Origin of the sequence: Bernardetia sp. Wsw4-3y2 (assembly GCF_037126295.1) — a bacterium.
In the GTDB taxonomy this organism is placed as follows: domain Bacteria; phylum Bacteroidota; class Bacteroidia; order Cytophagales; family Bernardetiaceae; genus Bernardetia.
Genome location: NZ_CP147017.1, coordinates 4,379,354 through 4,402,318, shown reverse-complemented (window position 1 = coordinate 4,402,318; position 22,965 = coordinate 4,379,354). Strand labels below are relative to the sequence as shown.

17 protein-coding genes are annotated in these 22,965 nt (G+C 30.6%); 4 read left to right on the top strand and 13 right to left on the bottom strand.

Features of this window, described 5'->3' with window-relative positions; all coding sequences use genetic code 11:
* Positions 1–247 precede the first annotated feature (247 nt).
* From V9L05_RS18360 to V9L05_RS18335, 6 genes are all read right to left on the bottom strand, one after another.
* The gene (locus V9L05_RS18360) at positions 248–469 is read right to left on the bottom strand and encodes a hypothetical protein (protein WP_338813322.1); all 222 of its coding nucleotides are present in this window, start codon (positions 467–469) and stop codon (positions 248–250) included.
* 299 nt (positions 470–768) lie between these two features.
* Positions 769–1,146: a hypothetical protein gene (locus V9L05_RS18355; RefSeq protein ID WP_338813321.1), complete on the bottom strand. Its 378-nt coding sequence runs from the start codon at positions 1,144–1,146 to the stop codon at positions 769–771.
* Positions 1,147–1,166: 20 nt separating this feature from the next.
* Complete coding sequence (locus V9L05_RS18350) at positions 1,167–1,769, bottom strand: hypothetical protein (protein ID WP_338813320.1); 603 nt, start codon at positions 1,767–1,769, stop codon at positions 1,167–1,169.
* Between the two features lie 227 nt (positions 1,770–1,996).
* Positions 1,997–2,680, bottom strand: coding sequence for a hypothetical protein (locus V9L05_RS18345; RefSeq protein WP_338813318.1), 684 nt, complete (start codon positions 2,678–2,680; stop codon positions 1,997–1,999).
* A gap of 306 nt (positions 2,681–2,986) precedes the next feature.
* Positions 2,987–3,385 (bottom strand): hypothetical protein, encoded by a 399-nt coding sequence (locus tag V9L05_RS18340; RefSeq protein ID WP_338813316.1) that lies wholly within the window; start codon positions 3,383–3,385, stop codon positions 2,987–2,989.
* A gap of 28 nt (positions 3,386–3,413) precedes the next feature.
* The gene (locus V9L05_RS18335; RefSeq protein WP_338813315.1) at positions 3,414–4,451 is read right to left on the bottom strand and encodes a patatin-like phospholipase family protein; all 1,038 of its coding nucleotides are present in this window, start codon (positions 4,449–4,451) and stop codon (positions 3,414–3,416) included.
* A gap of 1,232 nt (positions 4,452–5,683) precedes the next feature.
* On the opposite strand from V9L05_RS18335, the gene V9L05_RS18330 reads away from it, so the two are divergent.
* From V9L05_RS18330 to V9L05_RS18315, 4 genes are all read left to right on the top strand, one after another.
* On the top strand, positions 5,684–7,435 hold the full coding sequence (locus V9L05_RS18330) for a phage baseplate assembly protein V (protein WP_338813313.1): 1,752 nt from the start codon (positions 5,684–5,686) through the stop codon (positions 7,433–7,435).
* Between the two features lie 18 nt (positions 7,436–7,453).
* Positions 7,454–8,467, top strand: coding sequence for a hypothetical protein (locus tag V9L05_RS18325; protein WP_338813311.1), 1,014 nt, complete (start codon positions 7,454–7,456; stop codon positions 8,465–8,467).
* A gap of 19 nt (positions 8,468–8,486) precedes the next feature.
* Complete coding sequence (locus V9L05_RS18320; protein WP_338813309.1) at positions 8,487–9,962, top strand: PAAR-like protein; 1,476 nt, start codon at positions 8,487–8,489, stop codon at positions 9,960–9,962.
* Between the two features lie 241 nt (positions 9,963–10,203).
* On the top strand, positions 10,204–10,497 hold the full coding sequence (locus tag V9L05_RS18315) for a hypothetical protein (protein WP_338813307.1): 294 nt from the start codon (positions 10,204–10,206) through the stop codon (positions 10,495–10,497).
* A gap of 599 nt (positions 10,498–11,096) precedes the next feature.
* On the opposite strand, the gene V9L05_RS18310 is transcribed toward V9L05_RS18315, so the two are convergent.
* The 7 genes from V9L05_RS18310 to V9L05_RS18280 all read right to left on the bottom strand — a co-directional run bounded on the left by V9L05_RS18310 (position 11,097) and on the right by V9L05_RS18280 (position 22,732).
* A complete protein-coding gene (locus tag V9L05_RS18310) occupies positions 11,097–12,425 on the bottom strand; it encodes a restriction endonuclease subunit S (protein ID WP_338813305.1) in 1,329 nt (442 codons plus the stop codon).
* A 6-nt stretch (positions 12,426–12,431) separates the two neighbouring features.
* Positions 12,432–13,880 (bottom strand): N-6 DNA methylase, encoded by a 1,449-nt coding sequence (locus V9L05_RS18305; RefSeq protein ID WP_338813303.1) that lies wholly within the window; start codon positions 13,878–13,880, stop codon positions 12,432–12,434.
* A gap of 64 nt (positions 13,881–13,944) precedes the next feature.
* Positions 13,945–14,499: a hypothetical protein gene (locus V9L05_RS18300; RefSeq protein WP_338813302.1), complete on the bottom strand. Its 555-nt coding sequence runs from the start codon at positions 14,497–14,499 to the stop codon at positions 13,945–13,947.
* A gap of 14 nt (positions 14,500–14,513) precedes the next feature.
* The gene (locus tag V9L05_RS18295) at positions 14,514–16,898 is read right to left on the bottom strand and encodes a DEAD/DEAH box helicase family protein (protein ID WP_338813301.1); all 2,385 of its coding nucleotides are present in this window, start codon (positions 16,896–16,898) and stop codon (positions 14,514–14,516) included.
* A gap of 69 nt (positions 16,899–16,967) precedes the next feature.
* Positions 16,968–18,776, bottom strand: a complete 1,809-nt coding sequence (locus V9L05_RS18290; RefSeq protein WP_338813299.1) for an HNH endonuclease signature motif containing protein — start codon at positions 18,774–18,776, stop codon at positions 16,968–16,970.
* Between the two features lie 2 nt (positions 18,777–18,778).
* The gene (locus V9L05_RS18285) at positions 18,779–20,569 is read right to left on the bottom strand and encodes an AAA family ATPase (RefSeq protein WP_338813298.1); all 1,791 of its coding nucleotides are present in this window, start codon (positions 20,567–20,569) and stop codon (positions 18,779–18,781) included.
* Between the two features lie 81 nt (positions 20,570–20,650).
* On the bottom strand, positions 20,651–22,732 hold the full coding sequence (locus tag V9L05_RS18280; RefSeq protein ID WP_338813297.1) for a DUF262 domain-containing protein: 2,082 nt from the start codon (positions 22,730–22,732) through the stop codon (positions 20,651–20,653).
* Positions 22,733–22,965: the final 233 nt, after the last annotated feature.

Here is a 22,965-nt window from a genome sequence, read left to right as displayed (position 1 = left end):
AATGCTATTTTTTAACATTAGAAACATTTTTTATTAGTTAGGAGAATAAATTAATACTCATAACTCAAAAAAGTACTATACTAATTACAATTCAAATAGATGTAAAACTAAAAAAGCCATCAAATTTACAGTTTTGATGGCTTTTTTAGTGGTTATAACTTCGTGTCTTATAGGTTTTATTAAAGTATATTAATAAACTACTTATTTTCTTCAAAATATCTTGAAGAAGCACTTGCGTAAACTCCAATCACTTTTCCAAAAAATCATAAAGAGCTAAAGCTTCATTTTGCGTAACTTCCTTATGCACAGCAACAATATCTTGGAGTTCTTTATTAAACTCAATCGAACTCTTACCTTCCAATTTTGTCAGAATACGGACTTGTAATTCCAAACTTGTGCGTAGCAAAGTTTGATTCATTTTTAATAACTCAACGATGAGTTGATTTGCGTCTACTTCTTTTTCAGGCATAACTTAGAATTTTTTCTTCTGTTTTTGTAAAATTTTCTTTGCCTTATTTTTTAAAGCAATGTTTGAATTAGTGAAGTAAATATTTACAGTCAAATAATATTATTTTATAAAACAATATTATTGGGTTTTAAACACATTAAAGAAGATTTAAACCATTCTAAAAAGTGTGCTTCTTAATACTTCATTTTTTTTGAGCAAGCACTAACACTCCATGAGTTTTATTATAAACCATAAGTGATACAAAGTTTAGTATCAAGATATTAAGTCCATTTTCACTGAGCTGATGTTCGTGGCAATTTTTATTGATTATTCCACATTTCATATCCAACAAGCTCGTCTTTTGTAACCTCTTCAAATCCCACAATAATTGGTTTCCAATCGTCAAATCCTTTTCGCTCTAAAGGAACGTGTCCAATACCAAACCCACCTTCTGAGTCATTTATAGAACCTAAATCTAGTGTCTTAATATCAACTTTTGTTGGTCTTTGGTCATATTCATTTTTATAAATTTTCACGTGTGCTTCTTGGTCGTTAATAACAAGAACTTTTACCATACCAAATTTTCCTTCACCATTTTCAATTGTACAAATTGAACCTGCTTTAATGTTGTTAGCTTGGTTTTCACAACTTAATATCAAAATAGCTGTGATAATAAATAGGATTGATTTTTTTTTCATTGATTTTCTTTAAATTAAATTTAGTTCGTAATATTAAACACATTGTCGTCTATTTTCTTTTCTTTAATTTTCTTGGCAGTCATAATAAAATCAGATTTTGTGTCTGAAATAATAATTTTCAGGTAAATTGAATTTGTCTCTTGGGCATATCTATCATAGGAAAAATGCTTATGTTTTATAAATAGAGTAGGGTCTACATACAAGTCTTCGGTATAAAAATAAGTCACCGTCTTCGTCTGAAAATGGAATATTATTGACTTGCATTTATGCTTCAATATTTCAGTTATTGTATTACTCCTTTCAATATTAATAAGTGTGTCATTTGAAACAGAACAGTCAATAGCTCGTATTCTATCTGTGTTTTTAAAAAAATAATAGTATTTATTGTCGTATCGTCTGTAGATTATGCTTTTTAACTCCTTTGCAAGAGGGTATTCTTGTTTATAATTTCCTTGTTTTATAAAAACGACAGCTTCATTTCCACAATATTCATTTACTTTGGATGTGTCCTTGCTTATATATTTTATGTCATAATTAATAACCCCCTCAAAAGTTGTCTTGTTTTGAGAATATGATATTGAAGGAATTATCAATAATAAGTAAAAAATAATTTTTCGTTTCATCGTTTTCTTTTTTTAATGGTACTAAATGCTCGTCTGTCTACAACAAAATTGTCAAGTTTTATGCTTGCCCTAAAATAGCCACTAACGGTATGGCTTGGCGAAAGTGGGATTTCTTAGCTCCTTACCTCGCTAAACCTCAAAAAGTTTATTTTATGTTTAAATGTCTGTGTCAAAATGTTAAGCCTATTTTTGTTAAGCCAATGTTACCAATAGGCGTTTATTTTTTATTATTCAATCACTATATTTTGTTCAGTTATAATAATCATTTTCAATTTCATAGTCATTTTTTCATTGACCTCAATTATCATATCCATTGGTACTTCAGATTTGTATTTTGTCAAATGATTTTCTTTAATATCAAATTCTGATGCTCCAGTTCCAGTTCCACTTGCAATGACATTTAATTGCTCTTGACTCATATCCAAACCTATAGTTTGTTTAATATCAAAAAATGCTTTTCCATCTTTAATTTCAGTTAGTAAATATTCCATATTTATTTTCACGGAAATAGGATTCATACCTTCCATCGGAATTGTCATTGGAATTTCGTTATTGAATGTTTCTCCAACTTTCATTGGTTTTTCAGGAAAGTTAATTGTTTGTTGAATACTTTCTAAAGTGGTTTTCAATACATCTCTCATTTGTTGAGAAACTTTGTCTCCAATTATAGTATCTACTTTGAATTTACTTTCAATGTCATATTTTCCTAAAATTTTCATTCCAGAATATGGCTTTTCTTCTGTAGTTGTTTTTCCACCAATTGTTGTGGTAGAAATCATTTTACCATATTCTACCGTTGCAGCCAGCTCTCCATTTTCGTCAAGACTTTGAGTGAAAGTATTAGTTTCCATATTCATTTCACTTTCATTAATCATTGGCAATTCAATTCCTCGACTCTTTATTCTATCCATTATTTCTTGATCAGCGATGAATTCAATTTCGGTGTATGAAGTTGTTTTAAGTTGACTTCTATATATTTTATTTGGTTTAACTTCAATTTTAAAAGTGATACTTTCTTGAGCGAAACTTTTTATTGAAATCAATAATAATAAAATGAATGTTAATTTCTTTATCATAGTTTTTTAGTTTGCTGATAATTTGTTTTATAAACACAATAGCGTTCAATAATTTTCAAAAAACAAGTTAATTATTTTTCAAATACTTGATTTTTAGCAAGTTGTGAGATTATAACTTTATTTGGTTTAATTATTTTTTAATCAATTATTTAATTGCTTAATCCATATTTTAGCATTGTCTAAATTTTCAAAATACTGAACAACAAATTTACCTTTATCCATTTGGTTTACAATGTTTTTTACGGCTACTTTGTTGAAAACATCTGTGGATACAACGACTGCTGAAGTACGATAACCTTCTTCGTAAGCTCTAGGAAACCAATCTTCCATCAGCCAATTTTGATTTTCGACAGACACCACTTTTGAGTTTGTATTATCAGCAATCATTTTATTTACTTTTTTATCTCTAAGTAGCTCTAAAGAAAAATCACAAGCTTCCCTAAATTGATCACCTTTTACAAATCCACACCAATCAAGATGAACACAAGAAAGTTCTTCGTAATAATAGATTTTGCACCATTTTTTATCGTAAAAAAGCATAATAAGTTAGTTGTTATGTAAGTGGATATTAATTATTGACTACTTCTTTAAAAGAATTTATCGCATCTCGGTATCCTTGTCTTATCCTAAAATCCATTGCTTCAGGAGTAAAATTATCAGTACCTTCTACACCTTCTGCCTCATACTGAAGTAGAACAGGTGGATTTATTTTTTCATGGTCTAATAATTTTTTGAAAGTTTCATTATTACGAATAGGACTATTTTGATCTAAAACTTGGTCAATTTCTCGCATCAAATCAATTGTATCATTCATTTGCTCAAAAGTCTTATAGTCAAGTTTGAGTTTACTTTCAAAGATAATCTCTTTTACACGCTCAGTAATTTCTGAAATAGTAGTAGGTAATACAGCACCCTTTCTAAATAAACTTATCACAATTACTTCTCTTTCAGTAATTGCAATTCCCTTTTTTTGTTCTACTTCGGTAGGTCTATATTTTTCTAAAAAATTGATAGCAGGACTTAGAGGCATATTTGCATATAAACCACCATCCCAATAATAACCATTCTCTACTTTCATAGCAGGAAAATTGGGTGGAATACTCACACAAGAAATAATTTTATCAATATCTAATCCTTCTTTATCATGATTAGAAAATTGCTTTAATTCCCCACTTTCTACATTTACAGCTTCTATGACTAATTTTGTTGTTTTTTTATCATTCAGTTTGTCAAAATCAATTAACTCCAGTAATAATTTACGGAAAGGGCTGATATCATAAATACTATCAGCTGTTAAAGGAGAAAACATCAAGGTAGGATTGATATAGTACATATTGGGATTACCAAATTTAGAAACTTTGGCTTGCCAATCTTGAGGAATAAAAGGAGTTGGTGGAATTTGAAGCGCATTCCACAATCTGTCTAATGATTCTAATGCTCCATATCTCCCTCCTAGCATAACCGCTCCATTGACAGCTCCAATAGAAGTTCCTGTTACAATTTCAGGACTAAAATTAGGATTTATTTCATAGAAGCCTTTTAATGCTCCATATTGATAAGCTCCAAGAGCTCCTCCTCCTTGTAAGACTAAACCTGTAATTTTCATATTTAATTATTGATTGTAGTGAGATTTTTAAAGAAAGTATAACACTTTAGGTGAATAAAAGAATGATGTGTTACTACTTAATGATAAAAAGTATGGAAGTATTACAAGGTTTTTACAACAAAGGTTAATTTATTTTTAATCACCTGACTTTCATTAAGTTATAAATTCCTATTTTCATGAAGGTTATTAAAATATGTTAATAAATCACTTACTTTTTTAAAACATCTTGAAGAAGCCTAACCCAAACTCCTCAATTCCCTCTCCATCACCTTCAACCTAAGATTCAACTCCATTTTTTTTATTAAACCATTTCCTTTTTCAAACAGCTTATCTTTTGTTGATTCTTTAGGATTGATTTCATTTAGAATCAAGGTGGTTAATACTCAATGCGCCTTGGGTATTTTACTCATTCATCTTCCTATATATTTTCATCATCATTAATTCCTTGACCAAATCCCCAAACATTTTATCTTCAAGTATTTTCTCAAAAATATCTTGGTTTTAATCCCTTCTACTAATGAGTTTACGTAAGAAGACTAGACCTCAAAAAACAAACTCATTCAATTCTTTTTTGAGTTCTTTCTATTGAGGGAGATGGTGAGTCATGTAGGTGTAAAAAGTTTGTTGTGATGGAGTTCAAAGAGTGGAATAGAACTTTTAATAGCTAAAAAAATACTCACCTAAGCCTTATAGGAAGTAAAGAATATTTCTCTAGATAAAATACAAAAGTTTCAAAAATACCAAATGAAACTATTTGATAATCCACCATTCAATCACAAAAATACACATAAAATCTGCTGTTCTTGTAAACTCAAAGAAAGGCATTAGATAATTTTTTCTAAAACAAATAATTGAATTTTTCCAATAATAGCTTTGACGTAATGTTAAAAAGACGTTTTTTTACTGTAAATATTTGCATACATTTTTTTTTAAAGTACATTTGTAGGTATAGTTTAAAATTGTCACTGTTTAAACCTATAGTATTTTATGAGTTTAGTTTCCAAAATGTGTATAGAATAGGAATAAATCACTATTTTTCACTCTAAATTTTGTTTTTATAGAGTTACAGGAACAACTTAACAGAATAATAAATTAACATGTTACACAAAAATAAATATGTATTTCACAATTAAAATACTAGGCAATAGTAAGAGAATATAGTAAACATGGCTGTTAAATTTTTAAAAAGATAAATTTCACTTACAAGAGTTTTTTCACTATCATCTCTATTTATGTCTAAAGCTGTTCACACTAAAGTATTTATTGCAGGGCAACAAATACTTAAAAATATTTCCTTTAATATTGAGGCAACACAAAAAATGGCTCAACACCAAGAACTCAAACTAACACATGATTTCTATGGAATTAATGACACTAGTTCAGATTTTGCTCAACAAACATTAAATCTTATCGGCTTTCCATTCAAACTAGAAGTTTGGGAAAGTTCAAAACGTGATACTAATATAGGTAAACTCCTTTTTATGTACCAAGGGGTAGTTACTGATGTGAGTATCATAAAAGATGATGGAGGACAGGGACACATAGTTGTTCTTGTGAAAAGTCCTACCGAACTACTCACTCATGGAAAAGATTCTATGAGCTATGAGAAAAAGAATCTGAATGACATTATTTGTGAGGCTACCCGAGAGTATCCTAACAATATAGTCGATATAAGTGTAAATCCTCGTTTTACAGATACCATACCTTATACAGTTCAGTACAAAGAAAACGATTTCGATTTTATTTGCCGTCTAGCCAAACGCTATGGAGAGTGGTTTTACTATGATGGACATACTATCAATTTTGGAGCAAACAGCTCTTCTAAGGTAGATTTAATACTGAATGCTGGTTTAGATAAATTTACATTTAGAGCAAAGTCAAGACCACAGAACTACAATTACTTAGGGTATGATTATCAATCTTCTGAAGTTCATACTTCTAGTATGAAGGATGAGAATCAGAAAAGCAAAAATCCTTATATAGACAGACTCATAGGTGCGTCAAAAAACTTGTACGCTAAAGAACCTATAGGAAGTTACAATAATTCTAGCTTAGAAGGAGGAAAAAAAGAATTAGCTGATATGATAAAGCTCAAAGCCAAGGCAGCTCATAATATGCTATATGTTCAGGGAGAGAGTGAGAATACTCAAGTAAAATTAGGAGGACTAATAGATATAAAAGGAAAAAATATAAATGATCCTTCTAAAGAAGATGTTTATGGAACTTATATTGTTACTTCGCTTTCTTATAAAATTACTCCTAGTGAAGAGTACTCAAATGAATTTGAAGGTGTTCCTCAAGAAATAGATGTACCTGATTACTATGATGAAGATGCAGTTCCTTTGTCAGAAGAACAGTTTGCAGTAGTAACAGACAACAACGACCCAAAAGGAATGGGTAGAGTGCGTGTTTCATTTCCGTGGCAAGCTAAGAATGGAGGCAAGACACCTTGGATACGACTATCTACTGGACATGGAGGTGGAGGGAAAGGATTTTATTTTATTCCTGAAATCGGAGAAGAAGTATTAGTTGTTTTTGAAGGTGGAAATGCCGAAAATCCGTATGTAATCGGAACACGCTACAATAGCAAACAACAAACGCCTGTAAAAGATCCTTCACAGAAAATCATTCAAACTAGAAGTGGAAACAAAATCGTGTTGAATGATGCTGATGGATCTGTTTCAATTTATGATAAAGGAACAGCATCTATCAAAATGGATGGAGCTGGGAATATTGAAGTGAATGCTGATAAAAAACTTACAATAAATATTAGTAAGGACAAATCTACATTTGAAATGAATGAAGGAAACGTAACTCTTAAAGCCAAAGATTCTATAAAATTAGAAGTAGGTAAAACTAAACTAGAACTAAAAGCAAAGTCAGCTTTACTTAAAACAACAGATGCTGAAATAGCTACAACTAAATCCTTTTTTCACTCAGACGGAACAACAATTATTACAGGAAAGCCAGTTGCTATTAACTAATCCCAATTATTCGAATATATGAATTCTCAACCCACTGATCCGACCAAAAGAAAAAGTCTTCTTTTTGATGATGAACCTGCTACAGACTACGGAAATTCTAAACCTGTCTCTTCTACATTTACAATGACCGATTCAGAAGCTGTTGTTTTTAGACACAAGACATTTGGCTCTGAAAAATATACGAGTTCGCAGGCAACATATGTCTATGTCAATGGTAGGAAGCTAGTGAATTTTTCACAGAAACAAGAATTTACTCTTTCTCTTACTCAAGCAGGTACTACCCCCATTTTTGAGTTAGATATTTTGAAAGATGATATGGACGATGGAATGAATTTGAAAGAACAAATGAATGGCTTGTTAGAAAAGATTGTTTCTCTCAAAAGTAATCTTCATCTTGCTTTGACAGGTCATGGCAAAATTCTCAATGTAGTTAATAAGGCAGCGATTCAGAAAAAATGGTTTGCTTTAAAGGAGGAAATGAAAGAAGATGAAAACATAAAGTCATTACCTGAAAATCTAAGAAAACAAACCTTCACTAAAGGGGATGTTGAGTTTTCTCCTGATTATCCTTTGCAAAATGAGCTAAACAAACAGCTTTTTTATTTTGGTCTTTTCTTTCCTTTGTATGGTCGTGCTTTTACAGATAAGTCAGTTACAATTACAGATTTATCTATTGTTTCTACTCTTTTTGGAGAATTATCTATTCCTCTTCGTATTAGCATGGATTTGATGTACGACGAAGAGACAGAAGAGTATGCTATTCGTTTGGATGGTAATGTAGATAAAGGCAGACTTAGCCGTCGTGTTGTAGAAGAATCGTATAAAAAAAATTATCCTTTTGTAAAAGATAGCTTTTCTAAATATACGTGTCATATTCAAGCTCTGTATATCATTGATAAAAATACCCATCAGATAGAAGAGGTAGAGATGGAAATAGAAGAGAAAGTCAATGACAATTTGATAGCAATTCAAGAATTAGATATTGAGCGATTTTTGGAAGAAGAGGAGGAGGAAGAATTAACCAATGTTTAACCAGAAAATACAGAAAACAATGCCTAGAGAAAGTTATGTACACGAAGATGTTACCCTTGTTTGTACAAGTGGTATGATGACCTCAAAAATGGGTGTTACTGATCACCAAACCACTGTAGCTGGGAAAAAAATGGCTAATGAATTAGACAAGCCCACCAATTTTATGTGTAAGTGGGCAGGAATTCTGATGGCAGTAGCTATGGGTATTTTATGTGCTCTGATGGCAGTTCCTTTTTTGGCAGCTCTTCTTATCGCTTTTTTGGCAGGCATGGCGAGTGCAGCAGGTCATGGTTCTCTTTTGTGTTGGCTTTTGCTCCAGTCTAGTAAGTGGGTCAATCCTCATCCAAAAACAATAGTAGGAGGCATTCCTGCTCTAACAGAAAAATCCCAACTATCCTGTCCTATTGGAGGAGGAACAATTCAACTGTTTTTTTCTCCTGCGATGGCAGCAGAACAAAATAAAATCAATGTTATCAAAAATACTACTGAGATAGCAGGTGCAGCACTGATGGGTAGAGGCATTCCTGCCTTGGTTACTTCTATAGTAGGAGCAGGAGGCTTTTGGGCAGGTACATGGGTTTTGGCTAAGGAGGCAATAAAGTTTTTTGGTCTGGGATATGCCCTATCTGAAAGTGCTAATGCTACAGCTAATTATATAAATGATGGCGATATGAGCAGAGACTTGGGAGCTTCTATACCCTTTGTTCCCTTTGCTTCTACTACTAAAGATGGAAAAGAGGTAGGTTATGGTTATCTACATAATGATGCAACCGATGCCTTGAACGATGATAAGAAAAACTGGATGGAAAAATCTTACGAAGTATCTAAGGAGGTTTCACAAACTGATTATCAAAGACTATTTACAGACCCTTTGAGTCCATCACAGGAAGCTAAGGTAGGTGCAGCTTATACACAGAAGGGACAGCAACACCTGTATGATAACAAACAGTTTTATGAAACGCTTAAATTTAAGCAAGAAAATCCTTTAAGTAATTTCCGTCAAAATGGTGCAGGAAGTAATTTGGATCCCAATGAGCTAAATAGATATGCAGAAGCACAAAGGCAGCAGTATATAAAAGACAACCCTGTTCATAAGTACAAGAATAAGAGTAATAAAAAGTTGCAAGGTCGTCAGATACGCAACGAGCAGAAGCTGCGTAATAGAGCAAAGAAACATGCCGCAGCTCAACGCCAAGCCAGACAACAGCAATTGCTAAAAGAAGATATAACTGCTAGTAAACAACGACAACAAAGAGCAGCTACAGAAGCTGGGAAAAACTCCCGAGACAAGCTCTTTAAAGCTGTAGAAAAACGCTTACAGGCTAAATACCAAAGACAATACAAAGGTATGCAATACGGGTTTTTTGCTGCTTTCTTTGGGATAGATGTTTTCTCTAAACTTAAACAAAAAAGACTAGAAGATGCACTTAAAGAAACAAATAATCCAGAAAGTAAAGCAAGAGATGCAGCGAGAGTCTTTGCTATTGATAAGTAAAAATATTATTTTCTGCATCCTATTTATTATAATATATGCTATATCTTATTTTTATACTAAAGATGAAAGCATATACATAATCATTAAGGAAGAGTATAAAATAACGTATTCTCTACCTTACTCGCTATTTGTATGCATTATTTATTTTTTCTTATTGTATAGAAGACAAGCTAGTGAACTGTTAGGTAAATATGCTGCTTTACATTTTTTATTTTTAATAGGTATTTTTCTTATTAATACAATGATTTTCAATGAATTATATGACCATGTAAATGAGTTGAATAATGAATCATATAAATCTGAATATGCTATAATTACAAATAAAGAAGTAGAGACTAAAGAGCATGGTGGAGCTCGTGGTGGAGCTAGCAGTACTACAACTTATGTAATTAATTATAAAACTAGGTTAGGAAAAATTTCTAATATTGTATACGGAGGTAATAATTGGGAATATTTCAATGAAGGAGATAGTATTTCCATTAATTATTATGAAGGTAAGTGGGATAAATATCATAAAATACAGAAAATAGAATAAGATTCTTGATGAACCAAGTAATCCAGAAAGTAAAGCAAGAGATGCAGTGAGAGTCTTTGCTATTGATAAGTAAGAATATAGTTGGTTCTTCCGACAATTTAGCGATAATTTTTTAATTCACTCAAACCAACCTCTCCTTTTTCATCTGATTTTCTACAGAAATAATAATATCTTGCTCAAGATTCTGAACTCGGCTTAGGATTATTTCTAAGTAATTATTACCTAAACGACGACGAACGTCTTCAATACTTTCAATTGTTTTTTTGATTCCTTGATTAGAAAAGAGTTTTTGTGTTAGTGTAAGTCCCTCAATTCTTTCTCAACCACCTTCAATTTTAAATTTAATTCCACTTTTTCATTGAACTGTTTACTATACGACTTTTAAAAAATTACTTCGTCCAATTCAAGAACAAATTGAGGTAGGAAAAGGAAGGTTCTTTTTTCCTCCACAACTACGTATCATTAGAGAGTTTTTGGACGGTGTGCCTGTGGAATATTGAGCATAAAAAAACTACTCTTTTGGGAGTAGTTTTTTTGTTTGACTGTGTGTCGTCCTAGATTGGATAAGATGAAATTATTCAAAAAATAAACTCATTTTATTACGCCACCTCAAAAGCCTCTTTCAAAACCGATTGCATAAGTAAAGTTGCGTGTTTTTCACTCTTTTCTATTTCTTGTTCCAATAAACTACACTTTGACATCGCTTCCTCTACCTTTTCTACTATGAGTTTAATTTCATTTACAGGAGGCAAAGGAACTTTTAACATAAAAATAATTCCTAAATTAATATTTTTTTGAGCAGTTGCTGGAGCATATTTTTCAATATCTGAACGAGTTGCTTCTATAAAGTATCTAACATATTTTGAAATAGATTTATCACTTAAAGCTGTAAAACCTACGACACTATCAGGAAAACAAGCATCAATATTTAAAAATCCTGTTTGTGCTATATTTGCAGCTATTGTAATACACATAGTTCCTTTTTTCCATAAACGACTTTGTTCTAAGCCAAATTCATTATAATAGGTGGAACAAGAATCAATTAAATAACCATTATTTTTTGAACGTGCTACTTCTCCTGTTTGTACAAATGGAATATTTCCATTTTTAAATAATTTACTATCATTACGAGGTCTATGTTTTGATTTTCCTCGTTCAAATAAACCTGTCTCTTGCATTCGACACCACACCCAATTATCAGGAATTTGAAAAGGAATTTCGTCTTTTGTAATCTTAGGTAATGGTTTTTCTTTTTTGATTTTTTTGTCTTTGATGAGTTGTTTTTTTTCTTCTTGAATGCGTTTTAATAACTCACTCGCTGATTCAGTTGTGTTTTGGCTGCGATAATCGGCTGTTAGTTTGCCTTCAATGGCTTCTTGGAGAATGGATTGTTTTAAGTTTTGAAGGAGCTTTTTTTGAGTTTTGATTTCATTATTAATTTTTGATTGCTTCTCTTTTGAAGTTAGAAGTTTATCTAAAAGTTTGACTTGTTCTTCTATTTTTGGCAATGAAATTTTTTGATTAAAAAATTTATCTTTTTGTAATCTAATTCTTTGTGTAGTTCCATCGCTACCTCTTTTACATATTGTATCAAACCAACTTGTAGCTGTTAGTTCTAAAAATAACTTTTTAGAAATAATATTTTCATTTATATCAAAGTACCAAAAATCATTTGTTACTATTGCCCCATCTAATTCTTTTGGAATAATTCCGAAAGCTCCATTTCTAGCATCAATACCTGATAAAATAAAATCTCCTTCTTTTACAACATACATTTTTGACTTTATCTTATCTCCTTTTTTCATTTCTCTTAAAGTTACTCCTCTATGATTCATTTTGATAGTCACTAATTTGTAGTCTTTATTATCATCTAAATCTATAGGACGTTTGATTCTTTTTAAGAAACTGCCTATTAAATGTTTTTCCATTTTTACTTAACTGATTAAATTTTCTAACTCTGAAATAAGTTGGTTCGATTTTTCAAATGACACTTTCATTCTTGTTAAATATTCTTTAGAAGATTTCAATTCTTCTTCCTCTTCTTGTATAGGATTTTTAATATCAAGGTCAAAGTTTTTGAGGTTTTTGGCTTCTATTTTCCAAGCGTTTTCATTTTCTGTTCGGTTGTTCCACCATTCCAAAATAGGTTCGAATTCTTTAAACTGAATAGGTTTTGTTTTGGAATAGCTTTTTTGTCCTTCGGGAAGTTTGTGTTCGTAATACCAAATTTGTTTTGTAGGCGTTCCTTTTTCAAAGAAAAGTAAGTTTGTACTTACGGTAGCAGGAAAAAATGTGCTTTGAGGCAGACGAATAATGGTATGCAAATTGGCTTTTTTGAGTAATTCTTCTCTAATTCGTGCCTTTACGCCATCACCTGTAATCGAACCATCAGGCAAAACAATGGCAGCACGTCCTTTTTCATTGAGTAGTTGCAGAATAGCGACCACAAACAAATCAGCCGATTCTTTGCAACGAAACAGAGAAGGAAAATTACTTGTTATATCAATCTGACTATTAATACTTGCTCCAAAAGGAGGATTTGCCAAAATAACATCTACTTTACGGCTCTTCGAAACATCAATATAATTTTTATTCAAACTATCAAAATATTCATAGTTAGGCGTATCAATGCCGTGCAAAATCAGATTGGTAAGCCCAAGTACAAAGGCAACAGGTTTGAGTTCCCAACCGATAATATTTTGTTGTAGGTTTTGTTCGTCTTCTACTTTTTTGACGTAATTTTCCTTAATGTGGTCTATGGCAGCCGTCAAAAACCCTCCTGTTCCTGCTGCTGGGTCAAGCACTTTTTCGTTTAGTTTTGGGTCTGTGAGCTGTGTCATGAGCTGCGTAATTGCTCTAGGCGTATAATATTCGCCTTTGTTTCCTGCATCACGGAGTTCTTTTAAGATAGATTCATAGACTGTTCCGAATACTTGTTTGTCAGCCAGTTTGTTAAAATCTATTTTATTTAGTTCGTTGATAACCCTACGCATCGCATAACCACTTTTCATGTAGTTATTCAGATTATCAAATACATTTTTTACAGTAGTGAGTTGTTTGTTTCCCTCCAAACTCTGCAATTCTCTAAGCGTTGTAAAAAGTCCTTTTTCTCCTGTTTCAAGATTTCCATCAATAAAAGCAAGTAAATCATCTCCTGTAATTCCTTCGCTATCTTCTGCCCAATTTCGCCATTGAAATTTTGTAGGAATAAGAGAAGTATAATTTTCTTTGGTAACTTCAAATTCTTGTTCTTTAGCATCAAGAATTTTCAAGAAAAGCATCCAGCCTAATTGTTCTAATCGCTGTGCATCTCCAGAAATTCCTTTATCATCGTTTCGCATGATATTTCGGATACTCTGAACGACTGCTGAAATATTTGTCATTTTTTTTGTTTAGTTTTTTACCATCAATTAGGCTTTGCCGTTGTTGAGGTTTTAAGTTCGTTTTTTATATTTTAAAACCCATTTCTTCTTCAAATAAAACATAGAAATCTATTTCATCAATTCTGAAATAAGGTGCGCTAACCTCTTGGTTAAATTCAAAGATAGAAGCAAATAAGTTTATAATTTTAGATTTATCTACAAAAAGGTTTTGTATATCTGTCGCAATTTTTCCTCTATAGAAATACATGACTTCCCAAACTATATCATTTAATGGATTCTCTTCTTCGTCCTCATCATATTCTAAGTTCTCATCAATTTCAATTTTTTGTTTTTTAGCTATTTCTATAAGTTCGTCAGCATGTTCTTCAAATTCCATATCTCCTACAAACAAACCAAAGTCGCCATGTTCAGACATTCCAGCCATAGATATTAAATAGGTAGAAACTAAATGAGCAAATGCAGCCGAATAAAGTTTTCCTTCTAATACAGAATATTGGTCATCATCAAATGTATTAGGATAATCAAAAAGAGATTTTATTACGCAGTATAAATTATGAGATTCTTCACTATACGAATCTAGCAGAATTTCAAATGCTCTATTGTTATATATTTTGTTCATATTTAGAGTTTTGGTTATGCAATATTATATAATTCATTTTGTAATTCCTTGATAGCTTCAAGGTATTTTTCTCTTCCTCCAAAAAGCTGAATAAGCTGTAAGGGTGTTCCCAACTTATTAAAAGGGTCAAGTCTTAGAAGACTTGTATCTTCCAAATCGCTCAAACCTTCATCAGCATATTTTTTGAGTAAATTCTGAATTACTTCTTGTGTCTGTGCTTCATATTTAGCAAAATAATTTCTTTTTACTACATTATCAGCTCTTTCTTTTCGTGTAAGTGGCTTTGCTTCAAAGGCTACATGACAAATCAAATCAAAGGCATCGTACTCTTTTCCTACCGAACGTTTCAAGTCTTTAAAATGGATTCCTTGTTTTTCCAATTCTTCAATAATGACTTTTTTCTTCTCGGTTTCATTCCATTTAGTCAAGAAATTTTCTAGGCTTTTGTAAGAGTTTTTGATTTTCTTTTGACTGTATTGTTTTAGGTTTTGAGTAATTATTTTTCCATCTTTTCCTAAATATTGCTCTCTTTCGTTTAGAATTTTGGGCGTTATGCCATCAATTCTTATTTTTTCTTTTCTTCCTCCTACAATTTCTCCACCTCCTAAAATGTCTGTTTCTGTTTCGTTTTTAGAATCAAAATCAGTTTCATTAGTATTGCTAGTTTCGTTTTCTTCTACGGTTGATAAATCTTCGTCTTGGTCGGCTTGTTTTATCATGACAGGTTCTCCGTCGAAGTCTTTATCAGCAAAAAGGTCGGTTGCTCTTCTAAAATCCATTATTGTAAAATACATTTTTTCGTATTCTTCATTTACACGAGTTCCCCTTCCAATGATTTGTTTGAACTCAGTCATAGAACCGATATTACTATCCAAAACAATAAGCTGACAGGTAGTTGCATCTATTCCAGTAGTAAGCAGTTTTGAAGTCGTAACAATGACAGGATATTTCTGACTTGCACTTGTAAAATTTTCTAGTTCTAGTTTTCCTTCTTTGTCATCGCCAGTAATCTTCATGACGTATTTATGATTTTCTTTTACCAAATCTTTATTTTGATTGATAATAGCTTTTCGCATTCCTTCTGCGTGTTCGATATCAACACAAAATACAATCGTTTTGGCAAAACGTCCGTGTCCTTTCAAAAACTCTGTAATTTTTTTGGCTACTAATTCTCTACGTCCTTCAATGATTATATTTCTATCAAAATCAGTTTGATTGTACATTCTATCCTCTACAGGTTGTCCTTTTTTGTCTAAAAAACCTGTTTCTGGTCGCCATCCTTCTGCATCAATATCCAAAGTAACTTTTACCACTTTGTAAGGAGCAAGAAACCCATCATCAATTCCTTGTTTGAGTGAATAGGTATAAATAGGCTCTCCAAAATAATCCATATTCGAAACCGTAGCTGTTTCTTTTGGTGTTGCAGTCAGTCCGATATGTGTTGCCGAATCAAAATAATCTAATATTTCACGCCATTTGCTATCCTCTCTTGCACTTCCACGATGACATTCATCAATGATAATTAAATCAAAAAAATCTCTACTAAATTCTTTATAGGCATCATTTGATTCTGTAAGAGGAGAATTATTTTCTGTAAGTCCTTGATAAATAGCTAAATAAACATTGAATGCTTTATCAATTTTTTTGTGTTTTATTCTCGTCATAGCTTCTCCAAAAGGTAGAAAATCTTTTTTTGCAGCTTGGTCTATGAGCGCATTTCGGTCTGCTAAAAACAAAATTCTTTTCTTTGCACCACTTTTCCAAAGACGATTTATGATATTATAAGCTGTAAATGTTTTTCCTGTTCCTGTTGCCATTACCAACAGAACTCTGTCTTGTCCTTTTGCAACTGCTTCTACGGTTCTATTTATGGCAATTTGCTGATAATAACGAGGTTTGTTTTTACCTAAGTCATAATCTTGAGTAGCAATTTTTTCTACTTCCTTTGTTTCTATTCCTTTGTACTTCTTGTATTTTTCCCAAAGCAACATCGGACTTGGGAAATTTTCTAAAGAAAGTTCTTGTTCTATTTGTTCGCCTTTTTCTGGGTCTGCTGTTTTGTCGTGAAAATAAAATCCATCTCCATTACTAGAAAAAACACAAGGAATATCTAAAATAGCAGCATAATTTAAGGCTTGTTGAATGCCTGATTGTACAGAATGTTTATTACTTTTTGCTTCTATGATAGCAATAGGAATATTGGGTTTGTAGTACAGAATATAATCAGCAAATTTTGCTTCTTGACGGTACGACATTTTCTTTTCTACCTGTATTCTTCCTGCTGTGAAATAAATTTCTCGTCCAATTTGTGTATGCTCATCCCAACCACTTTGTAAAATAGCAGGAGTTATGAATTTTGCTTTTATGTCAGCTTCCGAAAGGTTCTTTTTATCATTCATTTTCTATTCTATTTTGATTGGAGATAGGCTCAATTATAAAACAAATTTAGCCCTATAAATTTTGATAACTTATATACTTTTTGGGGTACTAGTACTCCCTTGTAAAGCGTCATATTTTTCTAACTCCTCAATAATATCATTATGTAGTTTAGTATGAATTCGTTTATGAAAATCTGATGATTTTGTATATGTTCCATAGATAAAACGATCTATTTCATGATCTAAGTTTTTTCCATTTATTGTTTTATCAAAACCTTCAAGCATTTTCTTGATCTTATCTCGCCAAGTATTATTGTGTTTATAAATATATCTTTTTGCGTATATTTCTTCTATGATATCCTTATGAAGGGTATAAATCTCATCCAAAGCAAATTTCTCTTTATGCTTTTCTACCTTTTGAGAATTAATTTTATAATCAGGGTTGTCTTTGCCGTTAGCTAGTTTTTTAGAAACTGCACAAGAAAGGCTTAATTTAGAGTTTTTTAGATCCTTTTTTTTACTTAGGTCATATATAAAACCTCCCTTTTTATCCAATAATTCAAACTTAGCATTATCATGAAAACTCTCTGAATATGGATTAAAAAAATCTTCATAAGAATCTCCTTTTGCTAAATTACAATTTGCACAACTCGGAACAAGATTATACAGCGAAATAGCTAGATGTGGAAATATTGATTTAGGTTTGATATGATCAAGCTGATATTTGGGTTTAAGTTTGCCTTTATCATCTTTATCAACCGACAATACCCATTGATTATTACAGTAGGGACAAGCTTTTATACCTAACTTGTCAGCAAACCATCCTCCATGCATTTTTTGGAGGTCTGTATATTTGAATATTTTTTCATAAAGTAATGTTGATAGAGTATTATCAAATATTTTATTAATTATTTTTTTTATTTCTTCTTCTAGCTTATCGTTTGGTATTTTATAAAAATAGTCAATATGACCTTCATGAAAAATTTCAGATATTAAATTTTTGGATATTGTTTTTTTATTCTGAATACCTTTTTTTTCAATAAAATTAGCAAAATCATTTTTAGCTTCGTTTTTATTTGTTTTGGTTTTGCTGATAAACTTAGACGTTTTTATAAAAGTGAAAATTTGCTCCTTTGTAACTAAATTTTGAGGGAAACTTGATAATAAATCACTAACCTTTATGTCATATAAACTTTCTAAATCTCTGTGTATTTGTGTTTTATATTTCTCTGTATTTTTGCTATTGCAAAATGTTTCTTTGATTTTTATTTTTGTTTGATTTGCTTCAGCCCCAACAGTAATTTCTTTATCAAATGCACTAATATTTTTACCTAATTTATCAAGTAATGATAAAAAAGAGGAGTTTTTTATTAAATTATCATATATGCTTTTTTTAAAGTCATCATGATTTTTATTTTTGTCTGTAATAATATTTTGCTCACTCCATTTTACCATATCACCAACACAGCTTTTAAAATATGATTGTTGAAAAAAGTAATCTTCTAAAACTAATTTAGGGAATAGCAATAAAAAAACTTTCCTACTCTCATCTATGTTAATATCCATTTCAAGATTATTATAATCAAACTCTTCACTAGTTAATAAACCTTTTAAAATGCCCTCATCTTTTTTAAGATCTTCTATTAAAAATGTGCTTAACTTTTTGATAGTAGGTTGTGTATTACTTTTATTATATGATTGAAGCTTCTTTAAGAGAAATCCTTTTTTCTCATAGCCAATATAATTGCAACTAGAACAAGACTTCTTTTGCTTAACTTTGCCATTTTCACAAGATTCACAAACAGGCAATATAAGATTAATATATTCTGTTTCAATATTCTCCCACTTTTTCTTATCTCTAGGATTGCCATTTTTGAATTTCTCTTTAATTGCTTTCATGATTATAAGTCCTCCTCGTCGTTTGATTTAGAAAGTTTATTACGAATGTTTTTAGCTTTGTCCTCAACTTCTTTAAGTTCTGAGAGTAGTTTTTGTCGCCTAGATTTAGGTGAATTATCTAATGCTGTGATAATAGAGGTATAATATTCATTGAATTTAAAACGAATAAAGTCATCCCCTATCATATCAATCTCATCTATTAATTGATTAAGTTCTTTTGAAGTTATAGCTTCCTCTTTTTCAACTTTTAATTTTAGTTCGCTGAGTTTTGTAGCTATTGCTTTGATTTTATTATCAGCAAATTTCCCAATTAATCCATCTTGAACAAAGAATGAATCTGCAAACAACTCAAAGATATTCTGACCGAAAGTTCTTTGTTGATTTACTAAATCAGCCACTTCACATTTTCCATCATCTCCTTTTTTAAGAAAAATAATATTTTCTTTTGGAAGATCAGAGGCTAGAAATGGAGAATGAGAAGTTAGAATCAGTTGAATATTTTTATTTAAAAATATCTTAGGCAAGATATCAAGTAATGTGTTTAGATATTTTTTTTGCCATTGAGGGTGTAAGCCTGCTTCGCCTTCGTCAATTAATAAGAGAATATCACTTTTGGTGATAGCTTTATCATTTAATATTTTTATGTTTTTATTCAAATCATACAAACGAGAAAATAAAGTAATACAAGCTGATTCTCCAGATGAAAAATAAAATTCTTCTAGTGAGTTAGGAAGTACTGCAAATTTTACATCTATTATTTTAAAAGCATATAAATCAAAAATAGCATTATCTTCATTTTCTATATTTTTAAATTTTAGAAACAAAGCATCATTATATCCTTGGTTAAACTCAAAATCATCATTATCCAAACCTTTTATAAAATTTTCAAATTCACTAATTTTCTTATCTATATATTCTTTTAGTTTATCTATGCTGTGCTTATTCTGAGAATGAACATTTAAATATCTATAAAAAATATTATCATTTTCGATATCATCTTCTGTATTTGTTGACTCTTGCACTTGTTCCGTCTCCCCTATTTTAGAGATAGCTTCTTTATAATCATTAGAGAGTGTATCTTTTATTTTGTTTACAAAATCATCTCTATCCTTCCAAGTAATTGTATTTTTACCATTATATGTAATTTTCAGTCTTAAATATTTAGGAATCCTTCTTTTATCTAAAAATATTTTGTTATCTGAAAAAGCTGTTAGAAATAAGATCTTTGCCCATAAATCACGTCCATTGGCATTGCCTCTTTCATTTTTATACAAAAGAGCTTGTATTATTTTTTCTGACGATAAATTGTAAACTGAGGAATAATTATTTTGAGGTAATGAAGAGATGGATACTTGTGATGAATAAAATAAAACATGTGTTTTACTAAAGTATTCGTGAGTTGTATTAGAACTACTAATTGAATCCATACTTCTTTTATCTACACTAGCAATTTTTAGTTGTTCTGAGATTTTATATCTAATTATAGCTTTATTATAAAAATGATTATCAGACATTGTAAATATTGCTTGAAGTATCGAACTTTTACCTGTACCATTCTCCCCAATAATAGCTGTAACATTGGTTATTTCTCCAAGCTGTTCTGAACCATCACTACCTGTATCTGATGTTTCTTTTAATTTAAAAAAATCTTTATAAAAATCCTCATTTCCTTTTTTATCAACACTGAGTTCTTTCGTATCTTCATCATATTCAAAATGATACTGAGGACTAAAGTTAAATCCCTGTTTTTCAATATTTTTATATTTTTCGATCCAAAGATATAGTAGTTCCATAGTAGTTAAGTTGAGGGTTGTTTTGGGAAAATTATGTTATTTGATATTGTTATTATTTACCTTTATCTAAGGATATATCAATTAAGACACATTTGTATCCTCTTGTCTCAAATGATCAATAAACTTGGTTTCATTAGAATAAGGATCTAAGTATTTCCAAAACCTCCATCCATTCACAGTTGCTCCTTCAGGTGCGCCTAAATCTTGTTTGGCTTTCATTCCTGCACTTGAGGGAGAATCAAAGAGTTCTCCATTGTACTGAATTGTTTTTGATTGAGGATTAAATACAGCATCTACTTTTTTATTATAATAGGTAGCTGAAATTTTTACAGACGTGACATTTACATTTTGAGGTTCTTGATAGTGCATGTCTTTTATTTCTTGAAACTTATCTACAACTTCTGTTTTTATCTGGTTGAATATTTCTCCAGCTCTTAATTCTAAGAAAAAACCAAAATTATTATCATATTGACCATTTAGAATGTCAGTATCAATATAATGAGTTTTTAAACTCTGTTCTATAGAAGGATTTCTCTGTTTTATCTCTGATAAATATGCAGAAGGTGCTTTATTACCTATTTTTATATTTGTTATTTTAGGAATTAGAGTTCTATTTACTACACTGTTTATAAAGTCTTTATTAGGATCATCATCGGACAAATTCTTGTCAATAAAATCTCTTGGAAAAATATGATGATCATCTATATTATCCATAAAATTAATTTTTGAGGTATTATTCCAATCTAAAAGCCCTTTTACTGAATAATTTATAAAATTTAAGATACCTCTATATACAGCATTTTGTCTTTTATCATAGCTATATAAATCACCCCAAGATGTAATTGCTATTTTTGAAAGCTTGTTCAAAAAAGTTCTGTCTTTGATTTTTTCACCTTTTGCTATTAGACTCAATATGTTACAGTCTTGTATTATTTTTTCATTGGAAGAACCTGTATAGCGTTGTGAAAATATAGAACACCAATACCAATAAAAAATAAATTCTCTTTGATTATCATTCATTTGGTCAAATCCATAACCTAATTCCTTCTGAAAAATAATTAAAGGAATAATCATGTTTGGATAGGGTATCCAGTATTGACTGATAGCAAGATGATTATTAAATAAAAACTCTAATGTTTTTTTATACCAGTTAGAAACCTTTTCCCAATACAAATTAAAATGTTCGGCATTTAATTCAGTTAAAATAAATGTTCGGTGTATTTCCATACCTTTTCCAGATTCTTCAAATCTATCTCGGCTGACTATATAAGCTATTGCACGAACAATAATTTCAGGTGATATTTCATATCCTGAATTTTTACTTTCAAATTCTTTGATCTTCTTCTTTAGGTTAAAACCTTCATACAGTTTGGCTGTCAATATATCTATAAAGTTCAATTGAACTCCTCTACTATTACTCCGTTCAAAGAATAATACAAAACGATCCAACGACATATCTAAAAGATAATACGAGAGTAATTTTTCAGCTTTAAATAAATTTTGAATCTTTTTTTGAAGGGATAGATAAATTCTGAATTCTTCTATCTCATTAAAATTTGAATCTTCTGAATTTGCCTTATAGTAAGATGTTTTCTTGAAAAACGTATTTTTTAATTCATCTTCAAAATAGTCTTCATTCATTGTTTTCCACACATCAGATAACTTGATAGACATCCTAGTATCATCTTCTTCTGTATCAAAATTATAGAGAACCTCCTCTAATGTTTGTTCACTTAATTTTTTATCACTTAAATCATTATCTAATTCTGAATCATTCTTCCGAATGAAATATATATCATCAACTCCTTCTAATGCACGATACATAGAGGTTATGCGCTGTTGACCATCAAGAATTAAACGAAAATTACTCTTATCAATCTTTTGTTTCTCATCTATTTGAGCCTTTGAAAAATGCTTAACTAAGAGAGTATTTCTTCTTTTACCTCTTGTTTTTCGCTCTCTATCATCAACAGCTCTTGTTGTGATTTCAAATGAAGGTACTCCATAGATAATAGCTCCAATAAAAATATCTTTAACAATTGAATCAAAAAGGTCAACTGTTTTGGCTATTTCCCAAACAAAGTCTCGTTGAAACTCAGGCAAAACAGCATATTCATTTTGCACATCTTTAATTAAGGATTCTATTGAATGGGTGCGTTCCATTTAAAGTATGAATTATTAGTTGGAAGTTTATTTTTACGGACAAAAAACAATAAGTCCTATCACTTAATGACAAAAACACTTAAAAAATGACAACTATTTCATAAAAAAAGTCAATTATTTTTTAAGTGGTTGATTTTTAGGGAGTTGTAGTTTTTAGGTTTTAAGGCTTTTGTTAAATTTTGTTAATAAACATAACCACTCTTTTGATTAATTATCTAATAGAAATTCTATCC